This is a genomic window from Nonomuraea sp. NPDC051191, assembly GCF_044455665.1.
Classification (GTDB): Bacteria; Actinomycetota; Actinomycetes; order Streptosporangiales; family Streptosporangiaceae; genus Nonomuraea.
Map to the genome: position 1 here is coordinate 641,243 of NZ_JBITEZ010000003.1, position 15,918 is coordinate 657,160.

A 15,918-nucleotide genomic window follows, 5' to 3' on the forward strand; every position below is an offset into this window, starting at 1 on the left:
TCTGTGCGGTCCAGACCGCACAGAGCCTTTTCCGTTGATGGCGAGTCTGAATCCGCCAAGCACCTCCCGGGAGCGGTAAGTTGCAGTTGGCGTCGGAAACGCGAGGAGGAACGTGACCGAGGAAACCGAGACGCGTCCGGAGGGCGTGGCCGGCATCCGTGACGTGGTGAGCATCAGGCTCCCGGCCGCGAGTGCCTACCTGTCCGTGCTGCGTACGGCCACCGCCGGCCTGGCCGCCCGGCTCGACTTCACCCTGGACGAGATCGAAGATCTGCGCATCGCGGTCGACGAGGCGTGTGCCATGTTGCTGAGCGAGGCGGTCCCGGGCACCGACCTGACCGCCGAGTTCGAGCTGACCGGCGACGTGATGAAGGTCAGCGTCGAGGTGGCCACGGTAGGCAACTCCGCCCCGAAGCGCGACGACTTCGCCTGGATGGTCCTGACCGCCCTGGCCGACGACGTCGACGCCGTGACCGACTCCCCCGACCGCATGGCGATCGTCCTGCGTAAGCGCCGAGGCGCAGCGAGGCCGGCGTGACGGAAAGGACTGGAGCCATGGCCACCAGCGAACACGCCGTGCCCGACAGGGTGCGCGCCCGCATGCTCTTCGCCGAGCTGGCCGAGCTGGGTCCCGAGGAACCGCGCCGCCAGCGCATCAGGGATGAGCTGGTCGAGCTTCACCTTCCTCTGGTCGAATACCTGGCCCGCCGCTTCCGCAACCGCGGCGAGTGGCTCGACGACCTCACCCAGGTCGCCACGATCGGCCTGATCAAGTCGATCGACCGGTTCGATCTCAAGCGCGGGGTGGAGTTCTCCACCTACGCCACGCCCACCATCGTCGGCGAGATCAAGCGGCACTTCCGCGACAAGGGCTGGGCGGTCCGGGTGCCGCGCCGCCTGCAGGAGCTGAAGCTCTCGCTGACGAAGGCGATCAGCGACCTGTCGCAGCGCGAGGGCCGCGCGCCCACGGTCGCCGAGCTGGCCGCCTACCTCAAGATGACCGAGGAGGAGGTGCTGGAGGGCCTGGAGTCGGCCAACGCCTACTCCACGGTGTCCCTCGACGCGCCCGACTCCGGCGACGACGACGCCCCCGCGGTGTCCGACTCGCTGGGCATCGTGGACGAGTCGCTGGAGGGCGTCGAATACCGCGAGTCGCTCAAGCCGCTGCTCGAACGGCTGCCGCCGCGCGAGAAGCGCATCCTGCTGCTGCGGTTCTTCGGGAACATGACGCAGTCGCAGATCGCGACCGAGCTCGGCATCTCGCAGATGCACGTGTCCCGGTTGCTGGCCCGTACCCTCGCCCAGTTGCGCGAGGGGCTGACCGCGGAGGACTAACCGTCCCCGTAGAGAGCATGGGTGGTGGGGGGCGCGAGCAGCGCCACCAGCCCGGTCAGGGCCACCACGATCAGCGGAACGCCGATCAGTGGCTGGTCCGACTGGATGAGCGTGACCCCGACGGGCAGCAGGAAGATCTGTGCCAGCACGCCCGGCGACCTCCCCCACCGCTCCGCCCGGAGCAGGCCGCCCCAGGCGACCCAGAGCAGCCCGGCCCCGATCATCAGCCCGAAGGCCGACTCCGCGATGGCCGTGGTGAGGCTGTCAGGCGTGCTCACCACCGTCTCCACCGCTACGTAGATCCCGAGCCCGACGGCGACGAGCCCCTCCAGGGCCACGACGACGGCGGCGACGAGCAAACTCCACGGACGCTTCGACACAGCCAAACCCTATCCGCCCCGGGGTTCGGTCCCGCCGGGGATGTTCCCCCACCCCGAGCAGGTCGGCGATCAGCGGCTACGCTGGCGATATGCGCGCAATGTTGCTGGTCAATCCCAAGGCCACCACCACCAACGCCCGCACGAGAGACGTGTTGATCCGCGCGCTCGGCGCGGCCGTGGAGCTGTCGGTGGAGGAGACCGGCTACCGGGGGCACGCCGCGACACTGGCGGCCACGGCCCATGCCAAGGGGTTCGACGTGGTCGCGGTGCTCGGCGGCGACGGCACGATCAACGAGACCGTCAACGGCCTGCTCAACCCGGTCAACGGCCACGACACCCCGCCGGCCGATGACCCCAGCTCCGGCCGCCCCGGCCTCATCGTGATCCCCGGCGGCAGCGCGAACGTGTTCGCCCGTTCACTCGGCCTGCCGAACGAGCCGGTCGAGGCCACCGGCGCGGTCCTGGAGGCGCTGCGCGAGGGCCGGCGCCGGACCGTGGGCCTGGGGCAGGCGCTGTGGGAGGGGCACAACCGGTATTTCACGTTCTGCGCGGGCATGGGGTACGACGCCGAGGTCGTGCGGGCCGTGGAGGGCCTGCGGGGCACGGGGAGGAAAGCTACCCCGGCCCGGTATGTGAACACCGCTCTGCGGCACTATCTGGCCACGGACAAGCGGCATGCTCCGATGACCCTGACCGGGCCGGGCATCCCGGCGGCCGAGGGCGTGTTCATGACGATCATCACCAACACCTCGCCGTGGACGTACCTGGGGGGCAAGCCGGTGACGCCGACGCCGTGGGCGAGCTTCGAGACCGGGCTCGACCTGCTCGGGCTGAGGCGGATGGGGCCGGTCCAGATCGCCGGGTTGATCCGGCAGATCCTCACGGAGAGTGACGCCGTCCCGTCCGGCAAGCATCTCGTCCAGCTGCACGACGAGGCCGAGTTCACCCTCACCGCCGACCGTCCCGTGGCCTTCCAGCTGGACGGGGACTACCTGGGCGAACGCGAATCCGTAACATTCCGGTCTACCCCGAACGCGTTACAAGTTCTGGTCTAGCCGGTTACATTCGGTCATTGTGTGACGCATCCGACATCCATAACCCCCAAAACTTCGCCCCAACCCTCTTGCGTGCACTCTGCGTGGCTGAAAAGCTCAACACTGACGTCGGAACGTAGGACCTTTAACAACCCCAAGGCCCTCCGGCTGTCGGCGGACAACCCCGGTCCAACACCTGGATGCGGGTAATTGTTCGCGCGAGTTAGTGAAACTCTTCACAAAGTAGCCGCACGGAGCCGACCAAAGGTTCCATCTACTAAGGAGTGGACGCATGGACTGGCGCCACCGAGCTGCCTGCCGTGACGTGGACCCCGAGCTGTTCTTCCCGATCGGCAACACCGGCCCTGCCCTGATGCAGATCGAAGAGGCCAAGCAGGTCTGCCGGTCCTGCCCGGCCGTCGACGCGTGCCTGAAGTGGGCGCTGGAGTCCGGACAGGACGCCGGCGTCTGGGGCGGTCTGAGCGAGGACGAGCGCCGCGCTCTCAAGCGCCGCACCGCCCGCGCCCGCGCCCGCGCCTCCGCCTGACCCCGCTGTTCCCCGCAGGAGCCGTCCAGCTTGGCGTGATCGACGTTTCCGCCAAGACCCCGTCGCGACGCGTACGCGGCGGCCAGGCTCGTACGGACCGGGCGCGCCGCCCCTGAGGCGGCCGCCCGGACCTGCGGAACCTCACGCGGACGGCATCGGGATCGACAACCCGACGTGCGTGCCGCCCCCCTCGCGCGGCTCGATCGTGAGCCTGCCCGACAGCTCCCCCTCCACCAGCGTGCGGACGATCTGCAGCCCCAGACTGGTGGACTTGTCGAGATCGAAGTCCGCGGGAAGGCCGCGCCCGTCGTCCCAGACGGTGACGTTCAGCCGGTCGGGAGCGGGCTCGACCACCACCTCCATGCGCTTGGGACGCCCGTGCTGCAACGCGTTCTGCAGCAGCTCGGTCAGCGCCATGGCCAGCGGCGTGGCAATGAGCGAGGGCAGCACGCCGAACGCCCCCACCCGCCTCGGCGTGACCGCCGCCTCGGCCGCCGACACCTCGCCCGCCATCGCGATCACCCGGTCGGCGATCTCGTCGAAGTCGACGAACTCCTCCGGCGCGTGCGACAACGTCTCGTGCACGATGGCGATCGAGCCGACACGGCGCACGGCCTCCTCCAGCGCCTCGCGGCCCTCGGGCACCTGAAGGCGCCGCGCCTGGAGCCGCAGCAGCGCGGCGACGGTCTGGAGGTTGTTCTTGACGCGGTGGTGGATCTCGCGGATCGTGGCGTCCTTGGTCATCAGCTCGCGCTCGCGCCGCCGCAGCTCGGTGACATCCCTTATGAGGACGAGCGCGCCGATGCGGCCGCCGCCGACGATCAGCGGGATCGCCCTGAGCTGCACGATCGTGCCGCCCGACTCGACCTCGGTCTCCTTGGCCGCGCGCCCGCTGGCCACGATCATCAGGTCTTCGTTGATCGGCTCGTCGGAGTAGCACAGCGTCGCCGTCACCCGGCCCAGCTCGGCGCCCACCAGGTCGGCGTGCAGGCCGAGCCGCCGGTAGGCCGACAGGGCGTTGGGCGAGGCGTACGTGACCCGCCCGGCCCGGTCGAGCCGCAGCAGGCCGTCGCCGACGCGGGGCGAGCGGACCAGGATCGGCTCCTCCCCCGAGAACGGGAAGCGCCCCTCGGCGACCATCTGCGCCAGGTCGGACGCGCTCTGGAGGTAGGTCAGCTCCAGCCGGGACGGCGTGCGGGCCGAGGAGAGGTTCGTGGAGCGCTGGATGACGCCGAGGAAGCGGCCCTCGCCGTTGTCGACCGCCCGGCGCACCGGGATGGTCTCCTCGCGGACCGGGACCCCCGTGGACCAGTCGGGGTCGCCCTCGCGGCAGATGCGGCGCTCGTTCCAGGCCGTGTCGATGAGGTGGCGCTCGCCCTTGGCGGCCATGCTGCCGACGATGTCGTCGTGGTAGACGGTGGGGCCGGTGGTGGGGCGCATCTGGGCGATGGCGATCCAGCCGTTCTCACCGAGCAGCGGCGCCCACAGGATGAGGTCGGCGAAGGACAGGTCGGCCAGCAGCTGCCAGTCGGAGACCAGTGAGTGCAGCCAGTCGAGGTCCGCCTCGTCGAGTGCGGTGTAGCGGGCGACGAGGTCGCTGAGAGTCGGCACGAGTGCATCATGCGTGCTTCGGCCGCCAACAGCCAAACCGACCCCCTGATCGAATGCGCAGCTCCTGGCCGGGGAAGGACTCCGCGCACCGCACACGGGTGCGCCACCGTGCGCCCGGCGCGACTTTCGGGGAATCTCATGGTGTGAGAACCGTCACACGGCGGGGTCGCCCGATCCCCATGACGGGACTTCACGGGCATGCCGGAGGTGATCGACACGGGCGGGTGGCTCCTCGATGACGCGGGCCCGGCACCGGCCTCGGTTGCGATCGCGCACGCTGCTGTGGATATCCTTCACAATCAGTCTGAGCTGCCCGGATTCGCGCGTACTTGGTGGTGTGCGCGCTCCGTGCGGATATGCCGTCCCTCCAGGTGGTTGACCGCTCGGGCCGATATGAGTTCCGATGATCTCGCGGTGATCAGACACGCCCTCACCGCCGTGCCAGAAGTGAAGGTGAGAGCGTGACCGACGACGGCCCCCGCGTTCCCAAGTACTACGACGTGAAGCGCAGTCTTCTGGAGCTCACCAAGAGCCTGCCCACGGGCACCGCCCTGCCTCCCGAGCGCACGCTGGCGGTGCGGTTCGAGACCTCGCGCACCACCGTCCGCCAGGCGCTGACCGAGCTGGTCGTCGAAGGCAGGCTGCTGCGCATCCAGGGCAAGGGCACGTTCGTGGCCCAGCCGAAGGTCGCGCAGGTGCTCCAGCTCACCTCCTACATCGGCGACCTGCGCACGGCGGGCCTGGAGCCGGACACCAAGATCCTGGAGATCGGCTACATCACCGCCGACGAGGCGCTCGCGCGGCGGCTGGCCATCAACCCCGGCGGCCGGGTGCTGCGCATCCACCGGCTCCGGCTGGCCAACGGCGAGCCCGTCTCCATCGACACCACCCACCTGTCCGCGCGGCGCTTCCCCCGCCTGCGCCGGGAGCTGGAGGTGCACGCCTCCCTGTACGAGACGCTGCACAACGCCTACAACGTACGGCTCACGGACGCCGAGGAGATCATCGAGACCGTCCTGGCCACCCCGTACGACGCCAAGGCCCTGGGCGTGGACGTGGGCCTGCCGATGCTCCTGCTGACCCGCCACGCCTTCGACGCCGACGGCCACCCGGTGGAGTGGGCGCAGTCCCTCTACCGCGGCGACCGGTACAAGTTCGTCACGCGCCTGCGGCGTCCCTGACCGCGATCGCGGACGGCGGCTTCTAGGCTGGGACGATGAGCGTTCTCGTCGTGGCCGGCACCGACTTCGGCGTGGGCAAGACCGTCGTGTCGGCCGCGCTGGCCGCCCTGGCCGTGGAGCGGGGGTCGTCCGTGGCCGTGGTGAAGCCGGCGCAGACCGGCGGCGGCCACGACCTCGACGAGGTGATCCGGCTGTCCGGGGTGAGCACCACGTTCGAGCTGGCACGCTACGCCGAGCCGCTCTCCCCGGCCGCCGCGGCGCGGGTCGCCGGGGTGCCGCCGGTGTCGCTGACGGCCGCCGCCCGGTTCGTCGAGGAGCTGGCCGAGAGCAACCGGCTGGTCGTCGTCGAGGGCACGGGCGGGCTGCTGGTGCGGTTCGACGAGGACGGCGCGACGATCGCCGACCTGGCCCGCCTGGTGGGCGCGCAGGTGCTCGTGGTGGCCGGGGCCGGGATCGGGGCGCTCAACCACACGGCGCTGACCCTGGAGGCCCTGGCGCACCGGGGGCTCGACCCGGCGGGCGTGGTGATCGGGCGCTGGCCGGCGGAGACCGGGATCATCGAGCGGAGCAACGTCGCCGATCTGGAGATGCTGGCCGCGCGGCCGCTGGCGGGGGTGCTGCCCGAGGGAGCCGGGAGACTCGGCCGCGAGGCGTTCGTCCGGGCGGCGCGCGAGGGGCTGGGCGCCACGCTGGGCGGTTCGTTCGACCCGTCCGCCTTCAAGCGGCGGGTGGGGGTGCTCTAGCAGGCGGCCTCGGGGAGGCGGCAGACCCTGACGGTCATCTCGCGCGCCTGTCCGATCAGGCCCTTGAAGCCCTTGAGCGGCAGGCTCCTGGTCGGCCAGGCCGACTCGCCGGCGATGTAGAGGGCCGCGCCGCGCCTGACGGCGACCGCGTGCTCGCCGTTCTCGAAGAAGCGGCCGCCGGCGCGCAGGCCGTCGTCGCCCACGTCCAGGGGCCGGGTGAAGTAGCGGCGGCGGTTGACGCCCTTGCCGACGTCGGCGCAGCGCCTGAGGTCCGCGCGCAGGACGCGCATGGCGGCCTCGGCGTGCCGGACGTCCTGGTAGACGACGAGCTGCTCGTACTTCATCTCGTCCTCGCTGGAGTACAGGACGGCCCGCGCCTCCAGGCGGCCGCCGTCCCGCCTGCGGTACGACAGGCACGGGGCGAGCTGGAGCGGCAGTTCGACGGAGTTCTTGACGGTGTAGGTCTCCCACTGCCTGGCGGGCGGGTGCTTCTCCAGGAACAACATGCCGTGCGGTAACCCGCCCAGCAGCGTGGACGCGGCCGCCAGCGCGGCGACCCCTGCTGCGAACATGCGAACCTCCCCTTGGTCTGTTGGGAAATGAGATGTCCGGTGCGCGGCAATGGTTCGAGGGTGGGGTTAGCCCTACCGTCCACCGGCACACCAGACCCATTTCGCGGGGGTCTGGTGGGTCAATACCTTTGACGCATGAAAGTCCCCCGTCCCTGGTCGGCACGTGCCTGGCTCGACACGTCCCACGTGATGATCGGGCTGCCGGTCGCCATGGTGCTCGGCGGGCTCACGTTGCTGCTGGCCGTGGCCCCGCCGGTGCTGCGGCGCGGCGTCCCGGTGTTCACCCGGGTGCAGCGGTCCAGGTTCGCGGCCTTCCTCGACGTACGCATCCCGCCGCCGGTGGGACCGGCCGGCTGGCGCAGGGCGACCACCTGGCGGCAGATCGCCTACCACCTGCTGTCGCCCTTCGTGGGCGCGGCGGCGGCCTTCCTCGTCGCACTGGCGTGGGGCGGCGCCGTGGTGGGGCTGCTGGCGTTCCTGCCACCGCGCATACAGGCGCCGCCGCTGGTGTTCCTGGTCGACCTGCGCGATCCGGTCATCGTGGGAGTCTCCATGGGGACCGGCCTGGCGCTGCTGCTGCTCGCCCCCCTCCTGGCCAGGGGCATGGCGGCGCTCGACCTGTCGGTGGCGCGCACGCTGCTCGGGCCCAGCCGTAACGAGCTGGGGCAGCGCATCGAGACGCTGACCGAGAGCCGGGCCGGCGTGATCGACGCCGCCGACGCCGAGCGCCGCAGGATCGAGCGCGACCTGCACGACGGCGCCCAGCAGCGCCTGGTCTCGCTCGCCATGAACCTCGGCCTGGCCAGGGCCACCCTCACCGACCTGCCCGAGCCCGCCCGCGAGGCGATCGAGCGGGCCCACGAGGAGGCCAAGCAGGCGCTCAAGGAGCTGCGCGACTTCGTCCGCGGCCTGCATCCGGCCGTGCTCAACGACCAGGGGCTCGACGCGGCGCTCTCCGGCGTCGCCGCCCGCGCCCCGCTTCCCGTACGCCTGCGCGTCGACATCGACCGGCGCGTCTCCCCGACCATCGAGGCGGTGGCCTTCTTCATCGTGTCCGAAGCACTGACCAACATCGCCAAACACTCCGCCGCGACCAGGGCCGAGGTGACGGCCCGGCGCGAGCGCGACCGCCTGCACGTGCTGGTGCACGACAACGGCTGCGGCGGCGCCCGGCTCGACGGCGGCACCGGGCTGCGCGGCCTGGCCCAGCGCATCGACTCCGTGGACGGGACGCTGCGCCTGTCCAGCCCGCTCGGCGGGCCGACCACGATCGAGGTGGACCTGCCGTGCGAGTAGTGCTGGCCGAGGACTCCGTCCTGTTGCGCGAGGGGCTGATCAGGCTGCTGGACGCGTCCGGCATGCGGGTGGTGGCGGCCGTGGACGAGGCCGAGGGCCTGCTGCGGGCCGCCGAGGAGCACCGGCCGGAGCTGGTGATCACCGACGTCCGGATGCCGCCCACGCACACCGACGAGGGGCTGCGCGCCGCTCTCGTGCTGCGCCGCCAGCATCCCGGCCTGCCCGTGCTGGTGCTCTCCCAGTACGTCGAGGAACGCTACGCCGCCCGCCTGCTGGCCACGGCGACCGGCGGCGTCGGCTACCTGCTGAAGGACCGGGTGGCCGACGTGGCCGACTTCATCGACGCCCTGCGCAGGGTCGCCGGCGGCGGCACCGCCCTCGACCCGGAGGTCGTCGCCCAGCTCCTGCTGCGCGGCGACAGCGACCCGTTGGAACGGCTGACGCCACGCGAGCACGAGGTGCTCAAGCTCATGGCCGAGGGCCGCTCGAACGCCGGCATCGGCCAGGCGCTCGTGCTCAGCGAGGGGGCCGTGGGCAAGCACATCGGCAACATCTTCACCAAGCTCGACCTGTCCCCCGCCGAGGGCGATCACCGCCGGGTCCTCGCCGTCCTGCAGTTCCTCAAGATCAGGAGCATGCCGTGAGGGCCATATGGCTGACGGCGGGAGCCGTGGCCACGGTGGCCGCCCTGCTGCTGTCCGTCCTGCTGGTCTGGAACGGGTTCGCCCGGGCCACCGCGCCGCAGGAGAGGCAGGTCAGGTCGGTGCCGTTCGAGCTGAGCACGCTGAAGGTCACGACGGGCAGCGGCGAGGTGAACGTGGAGATCGCCCCGGGCCCGGCGGGCGAGCTGACGATCGCGCGGAACGTGGGCTGGACCTCGATCGACCGGCCGGTGATCACCGAGGACTGGAACGGCGACACCCTGCGGCTCGACATCCGGTGCGGGGCCTCGCGCGACCCGGACGGTCCCGTGTGCCGGGCCGACTACACGCTTCTGGTGCCGTTCGAGACCGGGATCGAGGCCCGGACGACCGTCGGCGACCTCTCGGTCGGCAACGTGGTCGGCGCCGTGCGGCTGACCACCGTGTCGGGGGACGTGCGGGCCGAGGGGATCACCGGCGGGCTGTGGGCCAGGTCCGGTTCGGGGACCGTCAACGGCAACTCGCTGCTCGGCACCCAGGCCGACGTCGAGACCGGCTCGGGCGACGTACGGCTCGACTTCGCCAACCCGCCCCTCACGGTCAGGGCCGTCGCGCGGGCCACCGGCGACGTCGAGCTGCGCCTGCCGCCGGAGACCTACGACGTGACGACCGAGGGACGGCGCACCGAGGTGGAGGTCGACGCGTCCACGGGCGCGCCCAGGAAGGTCGAGGCACGGGCGCCGCTGGGCTCGGTCCGCGTCTGCTGCGGATAGCGGCAGAGCACCCGGTCCAGTCCAGACGCAAGCCTGAGGATCTGTTTACTCTTATCACTGGTTGGTAAGTTCCCGGCATGGAGTCTGCGAAGCACGCCGGTGACGTCGCCGTCGCCGTGTCCAAGGCCTATGGCGTCGAGACCATGTTCACCCTGTCGGGAGGCCACGTCTTCCCGCTGTACGACGGCGCGGTGCACGAGGGCATGCGCATCCTCGACGTACGCCACGAGCAGAGCGCGGTCTTCGCCGCCGAGGCGACGGCCCGGCTGACCAGAAAGCCCGGCCTGGCCGTGCTCACCGCCGGCCCGGGCATCACCAACGGCGTCAGCGGCATCGCGACCGCGCACTTCAACGGCTCGCCGGTGGTCGTCATGGGCGGCCGCGCCCCCCAGTCGCGCTGGGGCAGCGGCGCCCTCCAGGAGATGGACCATCCGCCGCTGCTCGGCCCGATCACCAAGCTGTCGTTCACCTCCTCCGGCGCCGACTCGGTCGGCCAGGACGTCGAGTCGGCCTTCCGCACCGCCGTCGCGCCCCAACGCGGCCCGGTCTTCCTCGACTTCTACATGGACCACCTGTTCGCCCCCTCGCCCGCCCACGAGGTGCACACGCAGTCGCCCTCGCCGCTGGAGCCCGACCCCGACGACCTGGCCTCCATCGCCCGGCTGCTGGCCGAGGCCCAGCGTCCGGTGCTGGTCTACGGCTCCGACGTGTGGATGGACCGGGCCGAGGAGGCCGCGCGCGACTTCGCCGAGACCTGGCGGCTGCCGGTCATCCCCAACGGCCAGGGCCGCGGCATCCTGCCCGCCGGGCACGAGCTGCTCGTCACCCGCGCCCGCGGCCTGGCCTTCTCCCAGGCCGACCTGGTCATCGTGATCGGCACCCCGCTCGACTTCCGGCTCGGCTACGGCTGGTTCGGCGGCAAGGACGGCGCGCCGCTGGCCCGCGTCGTGCACATCGCCGACGCGCCCTCGCAGCTCGCCACGCACATGCAACCCGCCGCCAAGGCCGCGGGCGACCTGTCGGTGGTCCTGTGGAGCCTCGGCGCGGCCTGCGGCGACGCCGGGGTCAAGCCCGGCTCGTACGCGTCCTGGCTGTCCACGCTGGCCGACGCCGCCGCCGCGGCGATCGAGGGCGACGCCGGCCTGCTGGCCGCCGACACCGACCCGATCCATCCCATGCGCATCTACGGCGAGCTGGGCAAGGTCCTGGCCGACGACGCCGTGGTCATCGGCGACGGCGGCGACTTCGTCTCCTACGCCGGCAAGTACGTCGAGCCCAGGCAGCCGGGCAACTGGCTCGACCCCGGCCCGTACGGGTGCCTCGGCACCGGGCTCGGCTACTCCATCGCCGCCCGGCTGGCCCGTCCGTCCTCGCAGGTCGTGCTCCTGCTCGGCGACGGCGCCGCCGGCTTCTCCCTGATGGACGTCGACACCCTCGTACGCCACCGCCTGCCGGTCGTCATGATCTGCGGCAACAACGGCATGTGGGGTCTGGAGAAGCACCCCATGCAACTCCTGTACGGCTACGACGTGGCCGCCGACCTCCAGCCGCAGTGCCGCTACGACCAGGTCGTGACGGCACTGGGCGGCGGCGGCGAGCTGGTCACCAAGCCGTCGGAGATCGGGCCCGCGCTGCGCAGGGCGTTCGACTCCGGCATCCCGTACATGGTCAACATCGCCACCGACCCGCAGGTCGCCTACCCCCGCAACACGACGGGGATCTGACCCCCTACGACTTGGGCGTGGCCGAGGGGGTCGGCGACGGCGTCGGCGTCGTGCAGATGCCGTCGATGACGTAGAGCGTGATCACCTTCGTCTCCGGGACCACCGTGCCACCGGCCGGCACCGTCTTGGTGATCTTGCGGCAGGCGGGGTCGTCGGTGGTCACGGAGGTGTCGCGGACGTGGACCTGAAGGCCCGCCGCCTCGATCATCTCCTGCCCCTTGAGGAAGGACAGGCCGGCGACCTCGGGCACCTTGATCTTCTTGACCGTCGACGTCGGCGTGCTCGTCGGCGTCTTGGTCGGTCCCTTCGTGGTGGTCGGGGTGGTGGTGGGCGTGGTCGTCGGCTCCTCCTCGGGCTCCGACGGCTCCTCGCTCGGAGGGTGCGTGGGCGGCCTGGTGGTGGGCGGCAGGGCCGGCTTCGTGGCAGGCGTCGCCGTGGGCTTGCCGCCCTTCTTGGGGCCGGACTTCGTCGGCGTGGGGCCGTCGTCGCTGTCGCCCTGATGGGTGATGGTCGAGGTCGGCGTCGGCGTGCCGGGGACCATGCCCGTCAGCGCCACCGCGCCGGCGCCCACGCCGAGCACCACCGCGGCCGTGAGCCCGACGACCAGGCCGGTCCTGCGCGGCGCCTTGGCGGCGCGGCGGCCACCCGGGCGGCGCTCGCCGACGGCGGCGGTGGTCTCCTCCGCCGACGCCGGCAGGTGCGTACCCGTCTGGAACGCGCCACCCCCGGCCGGCGGCTGCCCGCCCTGGTAGGCGGGCGGCTGCCCCTGCTGGTAGGCACCGGTCTGCGAGGGCTGCCCCTGCTGATAGGCGCCCGTCTGCGAAGGCTGACCCGGCTGGTAGGCGCCCGTCTGCGGGGACTGGCCCGCCTGGTAGGCCCCGGTCTGGTACGACTCGGGCGGCGGGGCCATCGCGGCCCCCGTGGCCGGCGGCGCGATCTCGGCCACCGGCGTGATCGCCTGGCCCGACCCGGCCGTGCGGGCCGCCTCGCTCATCGCCTTCGCCGTCGGGAACCGCCTGGCGGGGTCCTTCGACAGCGCCACCTCCACCAGCGTCCGGATCGGCGCCGGGATGTCGGCGGGCAGCGGCGGCGGCGCCTCCCGGATGTGCTTGAGCGCGATCGTGACCGCGCTGTCACCGTCGAACGGCCGCTGACCCAGCAGGCATTCGTAGGCGACCACGCCGAGCGCGTAGATGTCCACGGCCGGCGTGACGGGCGCGCCCTCGGCCTGCTCGGGCGCGCAGTAGGCGGCCGTGCCCAGCACCATGCCGGCGTCGGTCAGCCGGTTGGCCAGGTCGGAACGGGCGATGCCGAAGTCGGTCAGCACCAGCGTCCCGTCGCGCTGCACCAGCAGGTTGCCCGGCTTGACGTCACGGTGCACGATCCCCTGGTCGTGCACCGCCTGCAGCGCCGAGGCGGCCTGTGCGATGAGCTCCATGGCCGCCTGGGGCGGAATCCGGCCGAGCCGGGCCAGGAGCCGGTCGAGCGGCTCCCCGTCCACGAACTTCATCACGAGGTAGACGGTGTCGCCGCTCACCCCGTAGTCGTAGACGTCCACCACGCCGGAATGGTTGATCGTGGCCATCGCCCTTGCTTCCCCCTGGAAGCGGGCGACGAATCCGCGATCATCCATGCGGCCTGGGAGCAGCACCTTGACGGCGACGGTGCGGGCGAGCACGATGTCCTCGCCTCGCCACACCTCGCCCATGCCGCCGGCGCCGATGCGGGTATCCAGCCGATACCGCCCCGCCAGCGTCGTGCCTTGGGCAACCATGACTCCCCCGCTACCCCCCTACATCGGTAACCTCGCCCACCCCGCGGTTCTCCAACAAAGCGAACTTTTGTCGCGGTGAGGTAACACCGTGGTCACGGAAACTCCGAGAGTGTACCGGTCTCAGGAGTCCCATATGCCACTCAAATGCCGCAAGCCGTACAAACCCTATCCTGGAGCCTTATAGGCGTTGTTGTCCGCGTTTCCTGGAGATCAGAATCGCCCTGGGTAGGCTGATTCCCATGACGCTCTCACCTGGACTCCGCTCCCAACTGCTCACCATGGTCGAGAGATCCGACACAGCCGAGAAGTTCGGCAGCGGCGACGTGCCCGTGCTGGCCACGCCCAGACTGCTCGCGCTGGCCGAACGGGCCACCGTCGAGGCCGTACGCCCCCATCTGGCCGAGGGCGAGACGTCGGTCGGCACCCGGGTCGAGCTCGAACACCTGGCCGCCAGCCCCCTCGGCGCCCACGTCGAGCTCACCGCCGAGCTCACCGAGGTGGACGGCCGCCGGCTGGTCTTCACCTTCGAGGCCCGCGACCTGCAGGGCACGGTCGTGGGCAGGGGCACGGTCGAGCGAGTGGTCGTCGACCGCGCCAGGTTCCTGGCCCGCGTCAGTCGATGACGGCGATCAGATCGCCCTCCTGGATCACGTCGCCCTCGGCGACCTGGAGCTGGGACACCACGCCCCCGTCCTCGGCGAGCACGGGGATCTCCATCTTCATCGACTCCAGGATGACCAGCGTGTCACCCTCGGAGACCGCCTCGCCCTCCCGGACGACCACCTTCCACACGTTCGCCACCATCTCGGCGCGCACCTCAGCCACCGGGGCTCCTCTCTTCCGACGCCACCAACCATGTCAACAGGGTCAAGCCCGCATTCGCCCGACCAGTCCTGTGTCGTAGTCTCCCGCGACGAATGCCGGGTTCTCCAGCAGCTCGGCGCAGAAGGGCAGATTGCTCTTCGGCCCTTCCACGGTGAACTCCGCGACCGCCTTGCGGCCCAGCTCCAGCGCCTCGGTACGGTCGGCCCCGACCACGCACAGCTTGGCCATCAGCGGGTCGTAGTACATGCTCACCGTGTTGCCCACCTCGTAGCCGGAGTCGACGCGGACGCCGTCGCCGGCGGGCTCGTCCCAGGCGGTGATCCGGCCGGGCCCGGGGAGGAAGCGCTTGGGGTCCTCGGCATAGACCCGGAACTCGATCGCGTGCCCGGTGGGCGCCACCGTGATCTCCGGGCTCTCCCCCGCGGCCACGCGCAGCTGCAACTCCACCAGGTCGAGGCCGGTGACCAGCTCCGTGACCGGGTGCTCGACCTGGAGCCTGGTGTTCATCTCCAGGAACACGAAGTCCTGGGCGTCGGCGTCGACCAGGCACTCGACCGTGCCCGCCCCGACGTAGCCGACGGCCTCGCCGGCCCGCACGGCTGCGGCCAGCATGCGTTCGCGCAGCTCGGGGCCGATGCCGGGGGACGGCGACTCCTCGACGACCTTCTGGTGGCGGCGCTGCACCGAGCAGTCGCGCTCGCCCAGGGCCAGCACCCGGCCGTCGGGCAGGCCGAGGATCTGCACCTCGACGTGGCGGGCGCGTTCGACGTAGCGCTCCAGCAGGACAGCGGGCCCGGCCAGCGCGTCACCCGCGCCGCCCGCCGCGGCCGCCGCGGCGAACCTGGCCGCCGCCCTGGCCGCCTGCTCGAACGCCTTGGCCAGCCCGGCGTCGTCGCGGGCCACGCTCATGCCGATCCCGCCACCGCCGCCGGCGGTCTTGACCATGACCGGGTAGCCGATCAGCTCGGCCGCGTCGAGCGCGGCGACCAGGTCGGTGACCGGTTCCCTGGTGCCCGCGGCGACGGGCACGCCCGCCTCCTCCATGAGGTTCCTGGCGTTGATCTTGTCGCCCATACGGTCGATGCACTCCGGCGACGGCCCGATCCACACCAGCCCGGCCTCGATCACCGCCCGCGCGAACGCGGCGTTCTCCGACAGGAAGCCGTAACCGGGGTGAACCGCCCCCGCTCCCGTGGCACGGGCCGCCTCCAGGAGCCTGGCGGGGTCGAGGTAGCTCTGCGCGGGGTCGGCCGGGCCGATCAGCACCGCCTCGTCGGCCTCGCGCACGAACGGCAGCCCGGCGTCGGCCTCGGAATGGACGGCGACGGCCCGCAACCCCATCCGCCTGACCGTGCGGATGATCCGCCGCGCGATCTCCCCGCGGTTGGCGATCAGAACGGGCCCGAGCGTCTCAGCAGTCACGCAGACAACCCTATGACCGCCGTCAGCTCGTCCCCTTTCCCCTGGGCGCACCGATCAACA

At 71.5% G+C, this 15,918-nt stretch carries 17 protein-coding genes; 11 read left to right on the top strand and 6 right to left on the bottom strand.

The window, feature by feature from the left end; translation table 11 throughout:
* Positions 1–112 precede the first annotated feature (112 nt).
* Together ACIA8R_RS11470 and ACIA8R_RS11475 are read left to right on the top strand one after the other, a co-directional pair.
* A complete protein-coding gene (locus ACIA8R_RS11470) occupies positions 113–538 on the top strand; it encodes an anti-sigma factor (RefSeq protein ID WP_357697307.1) in 426 nt (141 codons plus the stop codon).
* A 17-nt stretch (positions 539–555) separates the two neighbouring features.
* Positions 556–1,335, top strand: a complete 780-nt coding sequence (locus ACIA8R_RS11475) for an RNA polymerase sigma factor SigF (RefSeq protein WP_189646565.1) — start codon at positions 556–558, stop codon at positions 1,333–1,335.
* Here the strand turns inward: ACIA8R_RS11475 and ACIA8R_RS11480 are convergent.
* Positions 1,332–1,715 carry a hypothetical protein gene (locus ACIA8R_RS11480; protein ID WP_364085521.1) on the bottom strand — a complete coding sequence of 128 codons (384 nt, stop codon included), beginning with the start codon at positions 1,713–1,715 and terminating at the stop codon, positions 1,332–1,334. The genes ACIA8R_RS11475 and ACIA8R_RS11480 overlap by 4 nt on opposite strands.
* A gap of 89 nt (positions 1,716–1,804) precedes the next feature.
* On the opposite strand from ACIA8R_RS11480, the gene ACIA8R_RS11485 reads away from it, so the two are divergent.
* Positions 1,805–2,770 carry a diacylglycerol kinase family protein gene (locus tag ACIA8R_RS11485; protein ID WP_357697303.1) on the top strand — a complete coding sequence of 322 codons (966 nt, stop codon included), beginning with the start codon at positions 1,805–1,807 and terminating at the stop codon, positions 2,768–2,770.
* Between the two features lie 271 nt (positions 2,771–3,041).
* On the top strand, positions 3,042–3,296 hold the full coding sequence (locus tag ACIA8R_RS11490; protein WP_113705541.1) for a WhiB family transcriptional regulator: 255 nt from the start codon (positions 3,042–3,044) through the stop codon (positions 3,294–3,296).
* A 141-nt stretch (positions 3,297–3,437) separates the two neighbouring features.
* On the opposite strand, the gene ACIA8R_RS11495 is transcribed toward ACIA8R_RS11490, so the two are convergent.
* Positions 3,438–4,907 (bottom strand): histidine kinase N-terminal domain-containing protein, encoded by a 1,470-nt coding sequence (locus ACIA8R_RS11495; protein ID WP_357697301.1) that lies wholly within the window; start codon positions 4,905–4,907, stop codon positions 3,438–3,440.
* Positions 4,908–5,368: 461 nt separating this feature from the next.
* Here ACIA8R_RS11495 and ACIA8R_RS11500 point away from each other — a divergent pair, with 461 nt between their 5' ends.
* Complete coding sequence (locus ACIA8R_RS11500) at positions 5,369–6,088, top strand: GntR family transcriptional regulator (protein ID WP_357697299.1); 720 nt, start codon at positions 5,369–5,371, stop codon at positions 6,086–6,088.
* A 35-nt stretch (positions 6,089–6,123) separates the two neighbouring features.
* Entirely contained in the window at positions 6,124–6,831 is a 708-nt protein-coding gene (gene bioD, locus ACIA8R_RS11505; RefSeq protein ID WP_397037986.1) for a dethiobiotin synthase, read from the top strand.
* On the opposite strand, the gene ACIA8R_RS11510 is transcribed toward bioD, so the two are convergent.
* Positions 6,828–7,403 carry a hypothetical protein gene (locus tag ACIA8R_RS11510; protein WP_397037988.1) on the bottom strand — a complete coding sequence of 192 codons (576 nt, stop codon included), beginning with the start codon at positions 7,401–7,403 and terminating at the stop codon, positions 6,828–6,830. The genes bioD and ACIA8R_RS11510 overlap by 4 nt on opposite strands.
* A 135-nt stretch (positions 7,404–7,538) precedes the next feature.
* Between ACIA8R_RS11510 and ACIA8R_RS11515 the strand changes: the two genes are divergently transcribed.
* The 4 genes from ACIA8R_RS11515 to ACIA8R_RS11530 all read left to right on the top strand — a co-directional run bounded on the left by ACIA8R_RS11515 (position 7,539) and on the right by ACIA8R_RS11530 (position 11,837).
* Entirely contained in the window at positions 7,539–8,699 is a 1,161-nt protein-coding gene (locus ACIA8R_RS11515) for a histidine kinase (RefSeq protein WP_397037990.1), read from the top strand.
* Complete coding sequence (locus ACIA8R_RS11520) at positions 8,690–9,343, top strand: response regulator transcription factor (protein ID WP_357697291.1); 654 nt, start codon at positions 8,690–8,692, stop codon at positions 9,341–9,343. Before ACIA8R_RS11515 ends, ACIA8R_RS11520 begins: the two co-directional genes overlap by 10 nt.
* The gene (locus ACIA8R_RS11525; RefSeq protein WP_397037992.1) at positions 9,340–10,113 is read left to right on the top strand and encodes a DUF4097 family beta strand repeat-containing protein; all 774 of its coding nucleotides are present in this window, start codon (positions 9,340–9,342) and stop codon (positions 10,111–10,113) included. Before ACIA8R_RS11520 ends, ACIA8R_RS11525 begins: the two co-directional genes overlap by 4 nt.
* A 77-nt stretch (positions 10,114–10,190) precedes the next feature.
* On the top strand, positions 10,191–11,837 hold the full coding sequence (locus ACIA8R_RS11530) for an acetolactate synthase (protein ID WP_364085549.1): 1,647 nt from the start codon (positions 10,191–10,193) through the stop codon (positions 11,835–11,837).
* Between the two features lie 4 nt (positions 11,838–11,841).
* On the opposite strand, the gene ACIA8R_RS11535 is transcribed toward ACIA8R_RS11530, so the two are convergent.
* The gene (locus ACIA8R_RS11535; RefSeq protein WP_397037994.1) at positions 11,842–13,611 is read right to left on the bottom strand and encodes a protein kinase; all 1,770 of its coding nucleotides are present in this window, start codon (positions 13,609–13,611) and stop codon (positions 11,842–11,844) included.
* A 239-nt stretch (positions 13,612–13,850) separates the two neighbouring features.
* Here ACIA8R_RS11535 and ACIA8R_RS11540 point away from each other — a divergent pair, with 239 nt between their 5' ends.
* Entirely contained in the window at positions 13,851–14,234 is a 384-nt protein-coding gene (locus tag ACIA8R_RS11540) for a thioesterase family protein (RefSeq protein WP_397037996.1), read from the top strand.
* On the opposite strand, the gene ACIA8R_RS11545 is transcribed toward ACIA8R_RS11540, so the two are convergent.
* The gene (locus ACIA8R_RS11545) at positions 14,224–14,436 is read right to left on the bottom strand and encodes a biotin/lipoyl-binding carrier protein (RefSeq protein ID WP_357697281.1); all 213 of its coding nucleotides are present in this window, start codon (positions 14,434–14,436) and stop codon (positions 14,224–14,226) included. The two genes, ACIA8R_RS11540 and ACIA8R_RS11545, sit on opposite strands and share 11 nt — an antisense overlap.
* 42 nt (positions 14,437–14,478) lie before the next feature.
* The gene (locus ACIA8R_RS11550) at positions 14,479–15,858 is read right to left on the bottom strand and encodes a biotin carboxylase N-terminal domain-containing protein (RefSeq protein WP_364085568.1); all 1,380 of its coding nucleotides are present in this window, start codon (positions 15,856–15,858) and stop codon (positions 14,479–14,481) included.
* Positions 15,859–15,918 lie beyond the last annotated feature (60 nt).

Bases quoted from the DNA above. Each gene is read 5' to 3' on its own strand.
- ACIA8R_RS11515 (WP_397037990.1), top strand. From the start codon at position 7,539: ATGAAAGTCCCCCGTCCCTGGTCGGCACGTGCCTGGCTCGACACGTCC.
- ACIA8R_RS11535 (WP_397037994.1), bottom strand. From the start codon at position 13,611: ATGGTTGCCCAAGGCACGACGCTGGCGGGGCGGTATCGGCTGGATACC.
- ACIA8R_RS11510 (WP_397037988.1), bottom strand. From the start codon at position 7,403: ATGTTCGCAGCAGGGGTCGCCGCGCTGGCGGCCGCGTCCACGCTGCTG.
- bioD (WP_397037986.1), top strand. From the start codon at position 6,124: ATGAGCGTTCTCGTCGTGGCCGGCACCGACTTCGGCGTGGGCAAGACC.
- ACIA8R_RS11540 (WP_397037996.1), top strand. From the start codon at position 13,851: ATGACGCTCTCACCTGGACTCCGCTCCCAACTGCTCACCATGGTCGAG.
- ACIA8R_RS11485 (WP_357697303.1), top strand. From the start codon at position 1,805: ATGCGCGCAATGTTGCTGGTCAATCCCAAGGCCACCACCACCAACGCC.
- ACIA8R_RS11475 (WP_189646565.1), top strand. From the start codon at position 556: ATGGCCACCAGCGAACACGCCGTGCCCGACAGGGTGCGCGCCCGCATG.
- ACIA8R_RS11530 (WP_364085549.1), top strand. From the start codon at position 10,191: ATGGAGTCTGCGAAGCACGCCGGTGACGTCGCCGTCGCCGTGTCCAAG.
- ACIA8R_RS11490 (WP_113705541.1), top strand. From the start codon at position 3,042: ATGGACTGGCGCCACCGAGCTGCCTGCCGTGACGTGGACCCCGAGCTG.